Source organism: Exiguobacterium acetylicum (assembly GCF_019890935.1).
Taxonomy (GTDB): Bacteria; Bacillota; Bacilli; order Exiguobacteriales; family Exiguobacteriaceae; genus Exiguobacterium_A; species Exiguobacterium_A abrahamii.
On the sequence record NZ_CP082333.1, the window covers coordinates 77826 to 96719 of the forward strand.

General features: G+C 50.9%; 8 protein-coding genes, 6 tRNA genes and 6 rRNA genes. All 20 read left to right on the forward strand.

Going from position 1 to position 18894, the window contains the following annotated elements; genetic code table 11:
- Position 1: 1 nt before the first annotated feature.
- The 20 genes from folB to clpC all read left to right on the forward strand — a co-directional run bounded on the left by folB (position 2) and on the right by clpC (position 18862).
- Entirely contained in the window at positions 2–373 is a 372-nt protein-coding gene (folB, locus tag K7G97_RS00440) for a dihydroneopterin aldolase (RefSeq protein WP_023466572.1), read from the forward strand.
- A complete protein-coding gene (gene folK, locus K7G97_RS00445) occupies positions 370–885 on the forward strand; it encodes a 2-amino-4-hydroxy-6-hydroxymethyldihydropteridine diphosphokinase (protein WP_223041106.1) in 516 nt (171 codons plus the stop codon). The genes folB and folK overlap by 4 nt, the downstream gene beginning before the upstream one ends.
- Entirely contained in the window at positions 885–1877 is a 993-nt protein-coding gene (gene dusB, locus K7G97_RS00450) for a tRNA dihydrouridine synthase DusB (RefSeq protein WP_023466575.1), read from the forward strand. The genes folK and dusB overlap by 1 nt, the downstream gene beginning before the upstream one ends.
- Before the next feature lie 163 nt (positions 1878–2040).
- Positions 2041–3522, forward strand: a complete 1482-nt coding sequence (lysS, locus tag K7G97_RS00455) for a lysine--tRNA ligase (RefSeq protein ID WP_087682563.1) — start codon at positions 2041–2043, stop codon at positions 3520–3522.
- Positions 3523–3903: 381 nt separating this feature from the next.
- Positions 3904–5465, forward strand: a 16S ribosomal RNA gene (locus K7G97_RS00460).
- A 167-nt stretch (positions 5466–5632) separates the two neighbouring features.
- Positions 5633–8546 (forward strand): 23S ribosomal RNA (locus tag K7G97_RS00465).
- 102 nt (positions 8547–8648) lie between these two features.
- Positions 8649–8764: ribosomal RNA gene (gene rrf / locus K7G97_RS00470) — 5S ribosomal RNA — on the forward strand.
- Between the two features lie 9 nt (positions 8765–8773).
- A tRNA-Val gene (locus K7G97_RS00475) sits at positions 8774–8849 on the forward strand.
- Between the two features lie 14 nt (positions 8850–8863).
- Positions 8864–8939: transfer RNA gene (locus K7G97_RS00480), tRNA-Thr, on the forward strand.
- A gap of 62 nt (positions 8940–9001) precedes the next feature.
- Positions 9002–9088 (forward strand) — tRNA-Leu (locus K7G97_RS00485).
- Positions 9089–9126: 38 nt separating this feature from the next.
- A tRNA-Arg gene (locus K7G97_RS00490) sits at positions 9127–9200 on the forward strand.
- Between the two features lie 4 nt (positions 9201–9204).
- Positions 9205–9281, forward strand: a tRNA-Pro gene (locus K7G97_RS00495).
- A gap of 22 nt (positions 9282–9303) precedes the next feature.
- A tRNA-Ala gene (locus K7G97_RS00500) sits at positions 9304–9379 on the forward strand.
- A gap of 124 nt (positions 9380–9503) precedes the next feature.
- Positions 9504–11065, forward strand: a 16S ribosomal RNA gene (locus K7G97_RS00505).
- A 167-nt stretch (positions 11066–11232) separates the two neighbouring features.
- Positions 11233–14146 (forward strand): 23S ribosomal RNA (locus tag K7G97_RS00510).
- Positions 14147–14192: 46 nt separating this feature from the next.
- Positions 14193–14308 (forward strand): 5S ribosomal RNA (gene rrf / locus K7G97_RS00515).
- The 16S, 23S and 5S rRNA genes sit together here with 6 tRNA genes alongside, the layout of an rRNA operon.
- A 131-nt stretch (positions 14309–14439) precedes the next feature.
- Positions 14440–14895: a CtsR family transcriptional regulator gene (locus K7G97_RS00520; protein ID WP_023466578.1), complete on the forward strand. Its 456-nt coding sequence runs from the start codon at positions 14440–14442 to the stop codon at positions 14893–14895.
- A 25-nt stretch (positions 14896–14920) separates the two neighbouring features.
- A complete protein-coding gene (locus K7G97_RS00525) occupies positions 14921–15349 on the forward strand; it encodes a hypothetical protein (protein WP_029343073.1) in 429 nt (142 codons plus the stop codon).
- Positions 15342–16415: a protein arginine kinase gene (locus K7G97_RS00530; RefSeq protein ID WP_195866116.1), complete on the forward strand. Its 1074-nt coding sequence runs from the start codon at positions 15342–15344 to the stop codon at positions 16413–16415. Before K7G97_RS00525 ends, K7G97_RS00530 begins: the two co-directional genes overlap by 8 nt.
- Positions 16415–18862, forward strand: a complete 2448-nt coding sequence (gene clpC / locus K7G97_RS00535) for an ATP-dependent protease ATP-binding subunit ClpC (protein ID WP_023466588.1) — start codon at positions 16415–16417, stop codon at positions 18860–18862. The genes K7G97_RS00530 and clpC overlap by 1 nt, the downstream gene beginning before the upstream one ends.
- The last annotated feature ends 32 nt before the right edge of the window (positions 18863–18894 follow it).

Genomic DNA, 18894 nt, shown 5'->3' on the forward strand with positions numbered 1-18894 from the left:
GATGGATCGAATTCATGTAACAGGCATGCGTTTTTATGGGTACCACGGTGTATTTGCAGAAGAGACGAAACTCGGTCAACGCTTTAATGTCGATTTATCGATCGGACTTGCATTGGCAGAAGCCGGTCGGACGGATGATTTGACGAAAAGTGTCAATTACGCCGAATTGTATGAAGCGACGAAACGTGTCGTCGAAGGAGAACCGCTCCAACTCGTCGAAGCCTTGGCGGACCGTATTGCAAAAGCAGTTTTTGCGTTAGATGAACGAATTCAAGAAGCGTCGATCAAGGTCATCAAGCCGGATCCGCCGATTGCCGGTCATTATGAACATGTGGCGGTCGAGATCAATCGCCTTCGGGAGGACTATGCATGAAGCAAGCTTACATTGCACTCGGCTCGAACATCGGCGATAAAGCGGCTCACTTAAGAGCAGCGATTACTCGCCTGAGAGCATTACCGTCCGTTCATGATGTGAAGACCTCTTCCATTTATGAGACGGTACCTGTCGGATATCTCGAGCAGGATTTATTCTATAATATGGTCGTCGCAATTCAAACGACGGATGAGGCATCTGTCTTACTTGGGCGACTGCAGGAAATTGAACAGCTAGAAGGACGCGAGCGTCTGTTCAAAAATGGGCCACGAACGCTTGACTTAGATATTTTGCTATATGAGGAAGAACGCATTGATCTCGAAGGATTAACCGTTCCGCATCCGCGGATGCAAGAGCGGGCATTCGTCCTCGCACCATTACGTGAACTTGCAGCAACATGCGTCATACCCGGTCTTGGACAAAGCGTCGAGCAGTTGTATCAGCAGTTACCAGAGACAGAACGAAACGGTGTACGACGGTTAGGTGGGCTTTTAGAAGCGGAGGAACAATAATGGAATTTAACATTGGTGATGTCAAACTGAAGAATCAAGTCATCTTGGCACCGATGGCAGGCGTCTGTAATCCGGCGTTTCGGTTAATTGCAAAGGAATTCGGTGCGGGACTCGTCTGTGCGGAGATGGTCAGCGATAAAGGGATCTTGTACGAGAACGAACGGACGCTACAGATGCTGTACGTGGATGAGCGGGAAAAACCGCTCAGTCTTCAAATCTATGGCGGTTCGAAAGAGACGCTCGTTCAAGCGGCGCGATATGTCGAAGCGAACACGAATGCCGATATCATTGACATCAACATGGGCTGTCCCGTTCCGAAAGTCACGAAAAGCGATGCTGGAGCGAAATGGTTGCTTGACCCGGATAAGGTGTACGAGATGGTCCATGCGGTGACGCAAGCGATCGATAAACCGGTGACGGTCAAGATGCGGACCGGCTGGGACAGTCATCACATCTATTGTGTTGATAATGTCAAAGCGGCAGAAGCGGGCGGTGCGAAAGCCGTTGCCATCCACGGGCGGACGCGTTCGCAAAAGTATGAAGGGGTCGCAGACTGGAATATCATTGGGGAAGCGAAAAAAGCGGTCAACATCCCGATCATCGGAAATGGAGATGTTCAGACTCCGCAAGATGCAAAACGAATGATTGATGAGATCGGCGTCGACGGTGTCATGATCGGACGGGCCGCTCTCGGGAACCCGTGGATGTTGTATCAGACGATCCAGTACCTCGAATCAGGAACGCTTCCGGCAGAACCAACGGCGCGTGAGAAGATTGATATCTGTCTCTTGCACGCCACACGACTAGTCGCGCTAAAGGGAGAGGAACTCGCCGTACGCGAAATGCGGACACATGTCGCCTGGTATTTGAAAGGAATGAAGGGGAACGGTCGCGTTCGCAATGCGTTATTCAATATCGACACACACGCGGGACTCGTTGAACTGTTACAGCAGTACTTGCAGACACTCGAAGAAGACGTAGCATATGCCTAACAGGTAAAGTATAGTCGGACAGAGTCGTTTTGTGGTACGCTAGTTGCATTGAAGATGAGCGTATCGGTTTTCTAAAAAGGGCTGTCGGTCATTCCGACAGCTTTTTATTCGAGAGAATCGTCGTGAACCATTATTAAAAGGAGTGAAGACAGTGAGTCAGGATATGGAAATGAACGATCAAATGCAGGTGCGTCTCGGTAAGATGAACGCCATGCGTGAACAAGGTCTCGATCCATTCGGCGCACGTTTTGAACGTTCGACGGATACCGCGAGCATTCGTGCATCGTTTGGTGAACATACAAAAGAAGAGTTGGCTGAACTGAAACCGGAAGTTGCCATCGCGGGTCGTGTCATGACGACACGTCGTAAAGGGAAGGTTGGTTTTACGAACGTTCAGGATGTACAAGGTCAAATTCAGTTGTATGTCCGTAAAGATGATGTCGGTGAAGAGGCGTATGAGATCTATAAGACATGTGACTTAGGTGACATCGTTGGGATCCAAGGATACGTGTTCAAAACGAATGTTGGTGAACTCTCTGTTCACGTCACAGCATTTACGTTATTAACAAAAGCATTACGTCCGCTTCCGGATAAATATCACGGATTAAAAGATATCGAGCAACGTTACCGTCAGCGTTACCTCGACCTCATTACGAACCAAGAATCACGTGAGACATTCATCGCGCGGAGTAAAGTCATTCGTGGAATTCGTCAATATCTCGATAACCTCGGATACTTGGAAGTCGAAACACCAATGTTGCACACGATTGCGGGTGGAGCATCGGCTCGTCCGTTCATCACGCATCATAATGCACTCGACATGACGCTTTACATGCGGATTGCGATCGAGCTCCATTTGAAACGTTTGATCGTCGGTGGACTTGAGAAAGTCTACGAAATCGGTCGCGTGTTCCGCAATGAAGGAATCTCAACACGCCATAACCCAGAGTTTACGATGATCGAACTCTATGAAGCGTATGCGGATTATAAAGACATCATGAACTTAACAGAGAACCTGATCGCTCACGTCGCACAAGAAGTACTCGGTACGACACAAGTCACTTACGGAGAAGACGTCATCGATCTATCTGTCGGTTGGAAACGAGCACACATGGTCGATCTCGTTAAAGAAGCGACAGGTGTCGACTTCTTTGAACAGATTTCAAACGAACGTGCCCTCGAACTAGCACATGAACACGGTGTTGAGGTCCAGTCACACATGACGACGGGACATATCTTGAATGAGTTCTTTGAACAAAAAGTAGAAGAAACACTCGTTCAACCAACATTCGTCTATGGTCATCCTGTTGAAGTATCACCACTTGCGAAGAAAAATCCAGAGGATCCACGCTTTACGGATCGCTTTGAATTATTCATCGTCCGTCGTGAGCATGCGAATGCCTTCACGGAATTGAACGATCCAATCGATCAACGTGAACGTTTCGAAGCACAACTCGTCGAAAAAGAAGCAGGAAACGACGAAGCACATGAAATGGATACAGACTTCATCGAAGCACTCGAGTACGGTATGCCGCCAACGGGTGGTCTTGGAATCGGGATCGATCGTCTCGTCATGTTGCTGACGAATGCACCATCGATTCGTGATGTATTACTCTTCCCAACGATGCGTCACCAACAAAATTAATGAGTAGAGCTCCGTTCTTTCTATACTGTATAGAAGGAACGGAGCGTTCTTTTTGAAGTCAATGTGGGGATAAACGAGTCAAAAAACGGGTAAATAAAAGTTTTTAAATGTTTTTCTAATAAAATGCTTGTAGGATTCAAAAAGCCATGGTATATTACTTCTTGTGCCGCGAATGGTCGTGACACACAAAAATAAATATCAAAAAAGTTGTTGACAATCGGGTTGATAACTTGTTAAGATATTAAAGTCGCTGAAAACGACACGACGAACTTTGAAAACTGAACGATGAGGCAAAAATCGTATTCTACGGAATACAAAAACGAATGAAGCGCAAGCTTCGTCAATCGTGACTTCGGTCACAACAACGAGCAAGTCAAACACTTCATGGAGAGTTTGATCCTGGCTCAGGACGAACGCTGGCGGCGTGCCTAATACATGCAAGTCGAGCGCAGGAAACTGACGGAACTCTTCGGAGGGAAGGCAGCGGAATGAGCGGCGGACGGGTGAGTAACACGTAAGGAACCTGCCTCAAGGATTGGGATAACTCCGAGAAATCGGAGCTAATACCGGATAGTTCATCGGACCGCATGGTCCGTTGATGAAAGGCGCTCCGGCGTCACCTTGAGATGGCCTTGCGGTGCATTAGCTAGTTGGTGGGGTAACGGCCCACCAAGGCGACGATGCATAGCCGACCTGAGAGGGTGATCGGCCACACTGGGACTGAGACACGGCCCAGACTCCTACGGGAGGCAGCAGTAGGGAATCTTCCACAATGGACGAAAGTCTGATGGAGCAACGCCGCGTGAGTGATGAAGGTTTTCGGATCGTAAAACTCTGTTGTAAGGGAAGAACACGTACGAGAGGAAATGCTCGTACCTTGACGGTACCTTACGAGAAAGCCACGGCTAACTACGTGCCAGCAGCCGCGGTAATACGTAGGTGGCAAGCGTTGTCCGGAATTATTGGGCGTAAAGCGCGCGCAGGCGGCCTTTTAAGTCTGATGTGAAAGCCCCCGGCTCAACCGGGGAGGGCCATTGGAAACTGGAAGGCTTGAGTACAGAAGAGAAGAGTGGAATTCCACGTGTAGCGGTGAAATGCGTAGAGATGTGGAGGAACACCAGTGGCGAAGGCGACTCTTTGGTCTGTAACTGACGCTGAGGCGCGAAAGCGTGGGGAGCAAACAGGATTAGATACCCTGGTAGTCCACGCCGTAAACGATGAGTGCTAGGTGTTGGGGGGTTTCCGCCCCTCAGTGCTGAAGCTAACGCATTAAGCACTCCGCCTGGGGAGTACGGCCGCAAGGCTGAAACTCAAAGGAATTGACGGGGACCCGCACAAGCGGTGGAGCATGTGGTTTAATTCGAAGCAACGCGAAGAACCTTACCAACTCTTGACATCCCATTGACCGCTTGAGAGATCAAGTTTTCCCTTCGGGGACAATGGTGACAGGTGGTGCATGGTTGTCGTCAGCTCGTGTCGTGAGATGTTGGGTTAAGTCCCGCAACGAGCGCAACCCCTATCCTTAGTTGCCAGCATTCAGTTGGGCACTCTAGGGAGACTGCCGGTGACAAACCGGAGGAAGGTGGGGATGACGTCAAATCATCATGCCCCTTATGAGTTGGGCTACACACGTGCTACAATGGACGGTACAAAGGGCAGCGAGACCGCGAGGTGGAGCCAATCCCATAAAGCCGTTCCCAGTTCGGATTGCAGGCTGCAACTCGCCTGCATGAAGTCGGAATCGCTAGTAATCGCAGGTCAGCATACTGCGGTGAATACGTTCCCGGGTCTTGTACACACCGCCCGTCACACCACGAGAGTTTGCAACACCCGAAGCCGGTGAGGTAACCGCAAGGAGCCAGCCGTCGAAGGTGGGGTAGATGATTGGGGTGAAGTCGTAACAAGGTAGCCGTATCGGAAGGTGCGGCTGGATCACCTCCTTTCTAAGGAAAACGTCCCTTACGGGACATGCCCATCGTTCAGTTTTGAGAGCTCGTCTCTCAGTCTCGATAGAGACACTCGCACCTTGAAAACTGAAGACATCAACAAGACATCAAACTTTTAATTAACCATGTCATTTAAGACGTGTGTTCTTAGAATACCAACGCTAGATCAAGGTATGAAGGGCGTACGGTGGATGCCTTGGCACTAGGAGCCGATGAAGGACGCGACGAACAGCGATATGCTTCGGGGAGCAGTAAGTATGCTTTGATCCGAAGATTTCCGAATGGGGGAACCCACCATCCGTAATGGGATGGGACATGTTACGTGAATACATAGCGTAGCGTGAGGCAGACCCGGGGAACTGAAACATCTAAGTACCCGGAGGAAGAGAAAGCAAATGCGATTCCCTGAGTAGCGGCGAGCGAAACGGGAACAGCCCAAACCGGAGAGCATGCTCTTCGGGGTTGTAGGACACTCTATACGGAGTCAAAAAGGAAGACAGTAGGTGAAGGACCTGGAAAGGTCGGCCGAAGAAGGTGACAGCCCTGTAGCTGAAACTGTTTTCCCTCCAGAGTGGATCCTGAGTACGGCGGGACACGTGAAACCCCGTCGGAATCCGGGAGGACCATCTCCCAAGGCTAAATACTCCCTAGTGACCGATAGTGAACCAGTACCGTGAGGGAAAGGTGAAAAGCACCCCGGAAGGGGAGTGAAATAGATCCTGAAACCGTATGCCTACAAGTAGTCAGAGCCCGTTAACGGGTGATGGCGTGCCTTTTGTAGAATGAACCGGCGAGTTACGATAACGCGCGAGGTTAAGCCGATGAGGCGGAGCCGTAGCGAAAGCGAGTCTGAACAGGGCGTTCAGTGCGTTGTCGTAGACCCGAAACCAGGTGATCTACCCATGTCCAGGATGAAGGTCAGGTAACACTGACTGGAGGTCCGAACCCACGCACGTTGAAAAGTGCGGGGATGAGGTGTGGGTAGCGGTGAAATGCCAATCGAACCTGGAGATAGCTGGTTCTCCCCGAAATAGCTTTAGGGCTAGCCTCGAGGTTGAGAGTTCTGGAGGTAGAGCACTGATTGGACTAGGGGCCCCCACAGGGTTACCGAATTCAGTTAAACTCCGAATGCCAGCAACTTATACTCGGGAGTCAGACTGCGAGTGATAAGATCCGTAGTCAAGAGGGAAACAGCCCAGACCGCCAGCTAAGGTCCCAAAGTGTATGTTAAGTGGAAAAGGATGTGGCGCTGCCTAGACAGCTAGGATGTTGGCTTAGAAGCAGCCACCATTCAAAGAGTGCGTAATAGCTCACTAGTCGAGTGGCGCCGCGCCGAAAATGTAACGGGGCTAAACATACCACCGAAGCTGCGGATTCCGTAAGGAATGGTAGGGGAGCGTTCCAAACCGCTGTGAAGCTGTACCGGAAGGAGCAGTGGAGCGTTTGGAAGTGAGAATGCCGGTGTGAGTAGCGAAAAGAGGGGTGAGAATCCCCTCCGTCGAAAGCCCAAGGTTTCCTGAGGAAGGCTCGTCCGCTCAGGGTTAGTCTGGACCTAAGCCGAGGCCGAAAGGCGTAGGCGATGGATAACAGGTTGATATTCCTGTACCGCCGATCCACCGTTTGAACAATGGGGGGACGCAGGAGGATAGTGACGCATGCGGATGGAAGTGCATGTGCAAGTTTCAAGACCGTCTGATTGGCAAATCCGTCAGGCATCAAAGTCAAGGAACGATGCGGAGTCCCGTAGGGACGTAGGTCACGATTTCACACTGCCAAGAAAAGCCTCTAGTGAGGGGGAAGGCGCCAGTACCGTAAACCGACACAGGTAGGCGAGATGAGAATTCTAAGACGCGCGGGATAACTCTCGTTAAGGAACTCGGCAAAATGGTCCCGTAACTTCGGGAGAAGGGACGCTCTACATGAGTAGAGCCGCAGTGAATAGGCCCAAACGACTGTTTAGCAAAAACACAGGTCTCTGCTAAATCGCAAGATGACGTATAGGGGCTGACGCCTGCCCGGTGCTGGAAGGTTAAGGGGATGGGTTAGCGCAAGCGAAGCTTTGAACCGAAGCCCCAGTAAACGGCGGCCGTAACTATAACGGTCCTAAGGTAGCGAAATTCCTTGTCGGGTAAGTTCCGACCCGCACGAAAGGCGTAACGATTTGGGCACTGTCTCAACGAGAGACCCGGTGAAATCATAGTACCTGTGAAGATGCAGGTTACCCGCGACAGGACGGAAAGACCCCATGGAGCTTTACTACAGCCTGATATTGAGGCTTTGTGCATGATGTACAGGATAGGCGGGAGACGTCGAGCCCGGAGCGCCAGCTTCGGAGGAGTCACCCTTGGGATACCGCCCTTCATGCATAGAGTCTCTAACTCGCAGCCGTGATCCGGCTGGAGGACCGTGTCAGGCGGGTAGTTTGACTGGGGCGGTCGCCTCCTAAACAGTAACGGAGGCGCCCAAAGGTTCCCTCAGAATGGTTGGAAATCATTCGTAGAGCGCAAAGGCAGAAGGGAGCTTGACTGCGAGACCTACAAGTCGAGCAGGGACGAAAGTCGGGCTTAGTGATCCGGTGGTTCCGCATGGAAGGGCCATCGCTCAACGGATAAAAGCTACCCTGGGGATAACAGGCTGATCTCCCCCAAGAGTCCACATCGACGGGGAGGTTTGGCACCTCGATGTCGGCTCATCGCATCCTGGGGCTGGAGTAGGTCCCAAGGGTTGGGCTGTTCGCCCATTAAAGCGGTACGCGAGCTGGGTTCAGAACGTCGTGAGACAGTTCGGTCCCTATCCGTCGTGGGCGCAGGAAATTTGAGGAGAGCTGTCCTTAGTACGAGAGGACCGGGATGGACGCACCGCTGGTGTACCAGTTGTTCCGCCAGGAGCATCGCTGGGTAGCTACGTGCGGACGGGATAAATGCTGAAAGCATCTAAGCATGAAGCCCCCTCCAAGATGAGATTTCCCTTTGAGTAATCAAGAAAGACCCCTCAGAGACGATGAGGTAGATAGGTCACGGGTGGAAGCATGGCGACATGTGGAGCTGAGTGATACTAATCGGTCGAGGCCTTGTTCTAGCAGATGCATTGTTGATGACTTCAGTTTTGAGGGCGCGAGCCTTTCAAAAAAACGAAAAAAAGTCTTGACGTTATGTGAACATAATGTTAAGATAATAAATGTCTGGTGGCGATAGCCAAGTGGTCACACCCGTTCCCATGCCGAACACGGAAGTTAAGCACTTGAACGCCGAAAGTAGTTGGGGGCTTCCCCCTGTGAGGATAGGACGCTGCCAGGCGATACATATGGAGGATTAGCTCAGCTGGGAGAGCACCTGCCTTACAAGCAGGGGGTCGGCGGTTCGATCCCGTCATCCTCCACCATTTTTATTACACTTGCCGGTGTAGCTCAGCTGGTAGAGCAACTGACTTGTAATCAGTAGGTCGCGGGTTCGACTCCTGTTGCCGGCACCATTTTCATCTTCAATGATCACCAGAATTCAATTATGAATGAAGGTTCTACCTTTTATATCCCTGCCGGGGTGGCGGAACTGGTAGACGCACAGGACTTAAAATCCTGCGGGGGTTTCCCCGTGCCGGTTCGATTCCGGCCCTCGGTACCATTTTCATTTTGATGTTTGCTGTTTGATCCTTATATTCCGCACCCTTAGCTCAGCTGGATAGAGTACTTGACTACGAATCAAGGGGTCGGGAGTTCGAATCTCTCAGGGTGCATTTTCGGGAAGTAGCTCAGCTTGGTAGAGCACTTGGTTTGGGACCAAGGGGTCGCAGGTTCGAATCCTGTCTTCCCGACCATCTTCAATTTCATCCCTTTAATGGGGCCTTAGCTCAGCTGGGAGAGCGCCTGCCTTGCACGCAGGAGGTCAGCGGTTCGATCCCGCTAGGCTCCACCATTTTTATGACGAACTTTGAAAACTGAACGATGAGGCAAAAATCGTATTCTACGGAATACAAAAACGAATGAAGCGCAAGCTTCGTCAATCGTGACTTCGGTCACACAACGAGCAAGTCAAACACTTCATGGAGAGTTTGATCCTGGCTCAGGACGAACGCTGGCGGCGTGCCTAATACATGCAAGTCGAGCGCAGGAAACTGACGGAACTCTTCGGAGGGAAGGCAGCGGAATGAGCGGCGGACGGGTGAGTAACACGTAAGGAACCTGCCTCAAGGATTGGGATAACTCCGAGAAATCGGAGCTAATACCGGATAGTTCATCGGACCGCATGGTCCGTTGATGAAAGGCGCTCCGGCGTCACCTTGAGATGGCCTTGCGGTGCATTAGCTAGTTGGTGGGGTAACGGCCCACCAAGGCGACGATGCATAGCCGACCTGAGAGGGTGATCGGCCACACTGGGACTGAGACACGGCCCAGACTCCTACGGGAGGCAGCAGTAGGGAATCTTCCACAATGGACGAAAGTCTGATGGAGCAACGCCGCGTGAGTGATGAAGGTTTTCGGATCGTAAAACTCTGTTGTAAGGGAAGAACACGTACGAGAGGAAATGCTCGTACCTTGACGGTACCTTACGAGAAAGCCACGGCTAACTACGTGCCAGCAGCCGCGGTAATACGTAGGTGGCAAGCGTTGTCCGGAATTATTGGGCGTAAAGCGCGCGCAGGCGGCCTTTTAAGTCTGATGTGAAAGCCCCCGGCTCAACCGGGGAGGGCCATTGGAAACTGGAAGGCTTGAGTACAGAAGAGAAGAGTGGAATTCCACGTGTAGCGGTGAAATGCGTAGAGATGTGGAGGAACACCAGTGGCGAAGGCGACTCTTTGGTCTGTAACTGACGCTGAGGCGCGAAAGCGTGGGGAGCAAACAGGATTAGATACCCTGGTAGTCCACGCCGTAAACGATGAGTGCTAGGTGTTGGGGGGTTTCCGCCCCTCAGTGCTGAAGCTAACGCATTAAGCACTCCGCCTGGGGAGTACGGCCGCAAGGCTGAAACTCAAAGGAATTGACGGGGACCCGCACAAGCGGTGGAGCATGTGGTTTAATTCGAAGCAACGCGAAGAACCTTACCAACTCTTGACATCCCATTGACCGCTTGAGAGATCAAGTTTTCCCTTCGGGGACAATGGTGACAGGTGGTGCATGGTTGTCGTCAGCTCGTGTCGTGAGATGTTGGGTTAAGTCCCGCAACGAGCGCAACCCCTATCCTTAGTTGCCAGCATTCAGTTGGGCACTCTAGGGAGACTGCCGGTGACAAACCGGAGGAAGGTGGGGATGACGTCAAATCATCATGCCCCTTATGAGTTGGGCTACACACGTGCTACAATGGACGGTACAAAGGGCAGCGAGACCGCGAGGTGGAGCCAATCCCATAAAGCCGTTCCCAGTTCGGATTGCAGGCTGCAACTCGCCTGCATGAAGTCGGAATCGCTAGTAATCGCAGGTCAGCATACTGCGGTGAATACGTTCCCGGGTCTTGTACACACCGCCCGTCACACCACGAGAGTTTGCAACACCCGAAGCCGGTGAGGTAACCGCAAGGAGCCAGCCGTCGAAGGTGGGGTAGATGATTGGGGTGAAGTCGTAACAAGGTAGCCGTATCGGAAGGTGCGGCTGGATCACCTCCTTTCTAAGGAAAACGTCCCTTACGGGACATGCCCATCGTTCAGTTTTGAGAGCTCGTCTCTCAGTCTCGATAGAGACACTCGCACCTTGAAAACTGAAGACATCAACAAGACATCAAACTTTTAATTAACCATGTCATTTAAGACGTGTGTTCTTAGAATACCAACGCTAGATCAAGGTATGAAGGGCGTACGGTGGATGCCTTGGCACTAGGAGCCGATGAAGGACGCGACGAACAGCGATATGCTTCGGGGAGCAGTAAGTATGCTTTGATCCGAAGATTTCCGAATGGGGGAACCCACCATCCGTAATGGGATGGGACATGTTACGTGAATACATAGCGTAGCGTGAGGCAGACCCGGGGAACTGAAACATCTAAGTACCCGGAGGAAGAGAAAGCAAATGCGATTCCCTGAGTAGCGGCGAGCGAAACGGGAACAGCCCAAACCGGAGAGCATGCTCTTCGGGGTTGTAGGACACTCTATACGGAGTCAAAAAGGAAGACAGTAGGTGAAGGACCTGGAAAGGTCGGCCGAAGAAGGTGACAGCCCTGTAGCTGAAACTGTTTTCCCTCCAGAGTGGATCCTGAGTACGGCGGGACACGTGAAACCCCGTCGGAATCCGGGAGGACCATCTCCCAAGGCTAAATACTCCCTAGTGACCGATAGTGAACCAGTACCGTGAGGGAAAGGTGAAAAGCACCCCGGAAGGGGAGTGAAATAGATCCTGAAACCGTATGCCTACAAGTAGTCAGAGCCCGTTAACGGGTGATGGCGTGCCTTTTGTAGAATGAACCGGCGAGTTACGATAACGCGCGAGGTTAAGCCGATGAGGCGGAGCCGTAGCGAAAGCGAGTCTGAACAGGGCGTTCAGTGCGTTGTCGTAGACCCGAAACCAGGTGATCTACCCATGTCCAGGATGAAGGTCAGGTAACACTGACTGGAGGTCCGAACCCACGCACGTTGAAAAGTGCGGGGATGAGGTGTGGGTAGCGGTGAAATGCCAATCGAACCTGGAGATAGCTGGTTCTCCCCGAAATAGCTTTAGGGCTAGCCTCGAGGTTGAGAGTTCTGGAGGTAGAGCACTGATTGGACTAGGGGCCCCCACAGGGTTACCGAATTCAGTTAAACTCCGAATGCCAGCAACTTATACTCGGGAGTCAGACTGCGAGTGATAAGATCCGTAGTCAAGAGGGAAACAGCCCAGACCGCCAGCTAAGGTCCCAAAGTGTATGTTAAGTGGAAAAGGATGTGGCGCTGCCTAGACAGCTAGGATGTTGGCTTAGAAGCAGCCACCATTCAAAGAGTGCGTAATAGCTCACTAGTCGAGTGGCGCCGCGCCGAAAATGTAACGGGGCTAAACATACCACCGAAGCTGCGGATTCCGTAAGGAATGGTAGGGGAGCGTTCCAAACCGCTGTGAAGCTGTACCGGAAGGAGCAGTGGAGCGTTTGGAAGTGAGAATGCCGGTGTGAGTAGCGAAAAGAGGGGTGAGAATCCCCTCCGTCGAAAGCCCAAGGTTTCCTGAGGAAGGCTCGTCCGCTCAGGGTTAGTCTGGACCTAAGCCGAGGCCGAAAGGCGTAGGCGATGGATAACAGGTTGATATTCCTGTACCGCCGATCCACCGTTTGAACAATGGGGGGACGCAGGAGGATAGTGACGCATGCGGATGGAAGTGCATGTGCAAGTTTCAAGACCGTCTGATTGGCAAATCCGTCAGGCATCAAAGTCAAGGAACGATGCGGAGTCCCGTAGGGACGTAGGTCACGATTTCACACTGCCAAGAAAAGCCTCTAGTGAGGGGGAAGGCGCCAGTACCGTAAACCGACACAGGTAGGCGAGATGAGAATTCTAAGACGCGCGGGATAACTCTCGTTAAGGAACTCGGCAAAATGGTCCCGTAACTTCGGGAGAAGGGACGCTCTACATGAGTAGAGCCGCAGTGAATAGGCCCAAACGACTGTTTAGCAAAAACACAGGTCTCTGCTAAATCGCAAGATGACGTATAGGGGCTGACGCCTGCCCGGTGCTGGAAGGTTAAGGGGATGGGTTAGCGCAAGCGAAGCTTTGAACCGAAGCCCCAGTAAACGGCGGCCGTAACTATAACGGTCCTAAGGTAGCGAAATTCCTTGTCGGGTAAGTTCCGACCCGCACGAAAGGCGTAACGATTTGGGCACTGTCTCAACGAGAGACCCGGTGAAATCATAGTACCTGTGAAGATGCAGGTTACCCGCGACAGGACGGAAAGACCCCATGGAGCTTTACTACAGCCTGATATTGAGGCTTTGTGCATGATGTACAGGATAGGCGGGAGACGTCGAGCCCGGAGCGCCAGCTTCGGAGGAGTCACCCTTGGGATACCGCCCTTCATGCATAGAGTCTCTAACTCGCAGCCGTGATCCGGCTGGAGGACCGTGTCAGGCGGGTAGTTTGACTGGGGCGGTCGCCTCCTAAACAGTAACGGAGGCGCCCAAAGGTTCCCTCAGAATGGTTGGAAATCATTCGTAGAGCGCAAAGGCAGAAGGGAGCTTGACTGCGAGACCTACAAGTCGAGCAGGGACGAAAGTCGGGCTTAGTGATCCGGTGGTTCCGCATGGAAGGGCCATCGCTCAACGGATAAAAGCTACCCTGGGGATAACAGGCTGATCTCCCCCAAGAGTCCACATCGACGGGGAGGTTTGGCACCTCGATGTCGGCTCATCGCATCCTGGGGCTGGAGTAGGTCCCAAGGGTTGGGCTGTTCGCCCATTAAAGCGGTACGCGAGCTGGGTTCAGAACGTCGTGAGACAGTTCGGTCCCTATCCGTCGTGGGCGCAGGAAATTTGAGGAGAGCTGTCCTTAGTACGAGAGGACCGGGATGGACGCACCGCTGGTGTACCAGTTGTTCCGCCAGGAGCATCGCTGGGTAGCTACGTGCGGACGGGATAAATGCTGAAAGCATCTAAGCATGAAGCCCCCTCCAAGATGAGATTTCCCTTTGAGTAATCAAGAAAGACCCCTCAGAGACGATGAGGTAGATAGGTCACGGGTGGAAGCATGGCGACATGTGGAGCTGAGTGATACTAATCGGTCGAGGCCTTGTTCTAGCAGATGCTTGTTGATGACTTCAGTTTTGAGGGCGCGAGCCCGTCGTCTGGTGACGATAGCCAAGTGGTCACACCCGTTCCCATGCCGAACACGGAAGTTAAGCACTTGAACGCCGAAAGTAGTTGGGGGCTTCCCCCTGTGAGGATAGGACGTTGCCAGGCACTTGACCGATCTGCAGATTGCAGGTCGGTCTTTTTGTGTTTTCTAAAAAGCCTTATCAGTTGCATTTCTTTTTTTAGATGATTACTATTAAATCAAACAATAGTCAAAGATGGTCAGAGAGGTGGTGCCAATGCAAAACATCACAGATATCATCGAAGCCTATTTAAAGCAAATTTTACACGACGAAAAGACGATTGAAATCAAACGTCAAGAAATTGCACAACGTTTTGACTGTGTTCCATCACAAATCAACTACGTCATTAATACTCGTTTTACGGTCGAGAAGGGCTATTTTGTTGAAAGTAAACGGGGTGGCGGTGGATACATTCGGATTCAAAAAATCGTTGTGCTCGATAGTCACGATCTATTAGACGAAGTCAGTTCATGGATTGGTGATCATTTGACGGAACAAGCTGCAGAAGATTATTTGATTCGTTTGATGAACGAACAATTACTGACGCGGCGGGAAGCTATTTTGATTCAATCGCTGTTGCAAAAAGAGAGTTTGCCAATGGCGGTCGAAGATCAACACCGGATGCGTGCCCACTTGATGCGGACGCTTCTTCAAACCATGAAGCGACTCTAGTCGTCGGACATTGGAGGAATGCATGATGCGTTGTCAACGATGTGGCGAACGAGAAGCAATCGTCCGTGTCAAACTTCCACAAGAATCGGAAACCGATGAGAAGTTCTTATGCTCGGTTTGTGTGCGGGAGTTAGCACGTGAATATCAAGGGACGGCGTGTCCGTCTTGTGGTATGACCCGTCAACAATTGCTTCATCTTCGTAAAGTCGGTTGCCCGACTTGTTATTCATTTTTTAAAGACGAAGTCGACGGCATGGTTCGTCAGTTCCAACACGGTCATACGCAACATTATGGCTCACGGCCTGATGAGGAATCCGTTGAAAAACGATTGAACCAGCAGCTCAGTCGATTGAAAGAACAACTTAACCGCAAAATCTTAGCAGAAGATTATGAAGAAGCAGAAATCATAAAACAACAGATTGAGAGTGTCGAGGAGGATTTGCGTCATGTTTGAAGAGTTGCTCCAACACCCTTTAAGCGAATCGATGAATCAATCTTCTCCCTTTGACGACATCGTCGTTTCGACACGGATCCGGTTGGCGCGTAATACGACACGTTATCCGTTCTCAACGATGTTGTCAGAAGCACAAGCGAATGCGCTCATTGAAGAGACAGAACGCCAACTAAACGGGATGAAAGGGTTCCGGTTTGGTCGCGTCGATCAAGCAGATGTCCTGACGCGAACCGCTTTAGTAGAAAAGCATCTGATCAGTCCAGCGTTAGCAAGTCATCCACGGACAGGACTCTTCATTAGTGAGGATGAGCAGATCAGTGTCATGGTAAACGAAGAGGATCATTTTCGAATCCAGACATTATTACCTGGGCTACAGCTTGAAGAAGCGTTTCGGATCGCAAAACAAGTCGATCGTTTGATCAGTGAACGATTTAAAATTGCTTTTGATGACACGCTTGGTTATTTAACGACGTGTCCGAGTAACGTCGGAACAGGTCTTCGTGCTTCCGTGATGTTGCACTTACCGGGACTGGTCCTGACGAATCAGATTCAAGGCTATATCAAACACTTACGACAGCTCGGATTCGCGATTCGTGGGCGTTACGGCGAGGGAAGCGATGCCTCTGGTCGCATGTTCCAACTTTCGAACCAACGGACGCTTGGGGCAAGTGAAGATATGCTGATCACGGACTATCAATTTGCCGTCGAAGCATTAATTGAAGCAGAACAGGCAGCACGAAAAGGATTATTGGAGATGTATCAAGAAGAACTAGAGGACAGACTATATCGTTCCTACGGTGTCCTGACATCAGCTCGACTGATTACAGCGCGGGAAGCAACGGAACGACTATCGGATGTTCGCTTAGCAGACAGTCTGGGACTAGAAGTCAATCTTCCTCCAAATCTTTTTCATCAACTGCTCGTTTCATTACAAACAGGTTTTCTACAAAAGCATTTCGGGAAACAATTAACATCTAGAGAACGGGACATTGAACGGGCGAAACGAATCCGGACGATGTTAACCGAACAGACAAACAGGGATCACACACAAGGAGGTTTTGCATAATGATGTTTGGACGATTCACAGAACGTGCACAACGTGTATTGGCACTTGCTCAAGAAGAGGCAGTACGGTTGGGGCACCACAATATCGGAACAGAACACATTTTACTCGGACTTGTACGTGAAGGAGACGGAATCGCTGCGAAAGCCTTAACAGCACTCGGTCTCAGTTCAGATAAAATTCAGATGGAAGTCGAAGCATTGATCGGTCGCGGACAAGATGGTGCAACGACGATTCACTATACACCACGTGCGAAAAAAGTCATCGAGTTATCAATGGATGAGGCACGTAAACTAGGTCACTCTTACGTTGGAACAGAACACCTCTTGCTCGGATTGATTCGAGAAGGAGAGGGCGTTGCTGCTCGTGTCTTGAATAACTTAGGCATCAGTCTTTCAAAAGCCCGTCAGCAAGTACTCCAGTTGCTCGGGAACAGCGAAACGACAGCAAACGCGTCGCAAGCAGGTTCAGGTGTCGCAACACCAACACTTGATGGTCTTGCTCGTGATTTGACACAACAAGCGCGCGAAACACGTCTTGATCCAGTTATCGGTCGTGCGAAAGAAATTCAACGTGTCATCGAAGTCTTGAGCCGCCGGACGAAAAATAACCCGGTCTTGATCGGGGAACCAGGGGTCGGTAAAACGGCTGTCGTCGAAGGTCTCGCTCAACAAATCATCAACAATGAAGTACCGGAGACGTTACGCAATAAACGCGTCATGGTACTCGACATGGGGACACTTGTCGCTGGTACGAAATACCGTGGTGAATTCGAAGATCGTTTGAAAAAGGTCATGGATGAGATTCGTCAAGCGGGGAACATCATTCTCTTCATTGATGAGTTGCATACATTGATCGGAGCGGGTGGAGCAGAAGGTGCGATCGATGCATCGAACATCCTTAAACCATCGCTCGCACGAGGCGAACTCCAGTGTATCGGAGCAACGACTCTTGATGAGTACCGGAAATACATCGAAAAAGATGCGGCACTCGAACGTCGTTTCCAACCGATCCAAGTCGCAGAGCCAACAACGGATGAAGCAACACAAATCCTATTTGGTCTTCGCGATCGTTATGAAGCACACCATCGTGTGACGATCACAGACGAAGCGATTCAAGAAGCCGTCACATTGTCAGATCGATACATTTCGGATCGTTTCCTTCCGGATAAAGCGATCGATTTGATCGATGAAGCGGCATCGAAAGTTCGGTTGCGTTCATACACAGCACCACCGAACTTAAAAGAAGTCGAAGCAAAACTCGAAGGTATCCGCAAGGACAAGGATGAAGCGGTCCAAAGCCAAGAGTTCGAAAAAGCAGCAAGCCTCCGCGACACGGAACAAAAATTACGCGATGAGCTTGAGCGTTTGAAAGAGGAATGGCAGAATAAACAAGGCAACGAAAAACTTGAAGTCACAAAAGATGACATCGCACAAGTCGTTGCCAACTGGACAGGTGTACCGGTCACGAAGATCGCGGAAGAAGAGACAGATCGTCTCCTTCGCCTCGAAGAAATCCTTCACGATCGTGTCATCGGTCAAAATGAAGCCGTTAAATCGATTTCAAAAGCCATCCGTCGCGCACGTGCTGGACTGAAGGATCCAAAACGTCCGATCGGTTCGTTCATCTTCCTCGGTCCTACTGGGGTTGGTAAGACAGAACTCGCTCGTGCGGTTGCCGAAGCGATGTTCGGAGATGAGGATGCGATCATCCGAATCGACATGTCAGAGTACATGGAGAAACATGCAACGAGCCGTCTCGTCGGTTCACCTCCAGGATATGTCGGTTACGAAGAAGGCGGTCAATTGACGGAAAAAGTTCGCCGGAAACCATACTCAGTCATCTTACTTGATGAAATCGAGAAGGCGCACCCGGAAGTCTTCAACATTCTCTTGCAAGTACTTGATGATGGACGCTTAACAGACTCGAAAGGTCGGACGGTTGATTTCCGTAACACGATCATCGTCATGACATCGAACGTCGGTGCAAGTGCCCTTAAACGGAATAAATATGTCGGATTCGCTGTTTCGGAAGATACGGATCGCGAATACAAAGACATGAAAGATAAAGTCATGGAAGAACTCAAACGGGCGTTCCGTCCAGAGTTCTTGAACCGGATTGATGAAACGATCGTCTTCCACTCACTCGAGAAACAACACATCGAAGAGATCGTGAAGTTGATGGCGAAAACCCTTGAAAAACGTTTGGCTGAACAGGAAATTCATTTCGAATTGACACCAGCTGCCCTCTCGAAGATTGCCGATATCGGATACGATCCAGAGTACGGCGCACGTCCAATCCGTCGTGCCCTTCAACGGGAAGCGGAAGACCGGTTGTCAGAAGCATTGCTCGCAGGCGATATCCAAAAAGGAGAACGTGTTGCGCTTGATGTCGAAGAGAACGAATTCATCGTTCGCCGGAATCACGTGAGTTCTGCCGCAACGGAATAAGCACTGAGCACAGGGCCAGCTTTCGCACTTTC

Coding starts and splice junctions, on each gene's coding strand:
- folK (WP_223041106.1), top strand. CDS start 370: ATGAAGCAAGCTTACATTGCACTCGGCTCGAACATCGGCGATAAAGCG.
- K7G97_RS00530 (WP_195866116.1), top strand. CDS start 15,342: ATGTTTGAAGAGTTGCTCCAACACCCTTTAAGCGAATCGATGAATCAA.
- dusB (WP_023466575.1), top strand. CDS start 885: ATGGAATTTAACATTGGTGATGTCAAACTGAAGAATCAAGTCATCTTG.
- K7G97_RS00525 (WP_029343073.1), top strand. CDS start 14,921: ATGCGTTGTCAACGATGTGGCGAACGAGAAGCAATCGTCCGTGTCAAA.
- clpC (WP_023466588.1), top strand. CDS start 16,415: ATGATGTTTGGACGATTCACAGAACGTGCACAACGTGTATTGGCACTT.
- K7G97_RS00520 (WP_023466578.1), top strand. CDS start 14,440: ATGCAAAACATCACAGATATCATCGAAGCCTATTTAAAGCAAATTTTA.
- lysS (WP_087682563.1), top strand. CDS start 2,041: ATGGAAATGAACGATCAAATGCAGGTGCGTCTCGGTAAGATGAACGCC.
- folB (WP_023466572.1), top strand. CDS start 2: ATGGATCGAATTCATGTAACAGGCATGCGTTTTTATGGGTACCACGGT.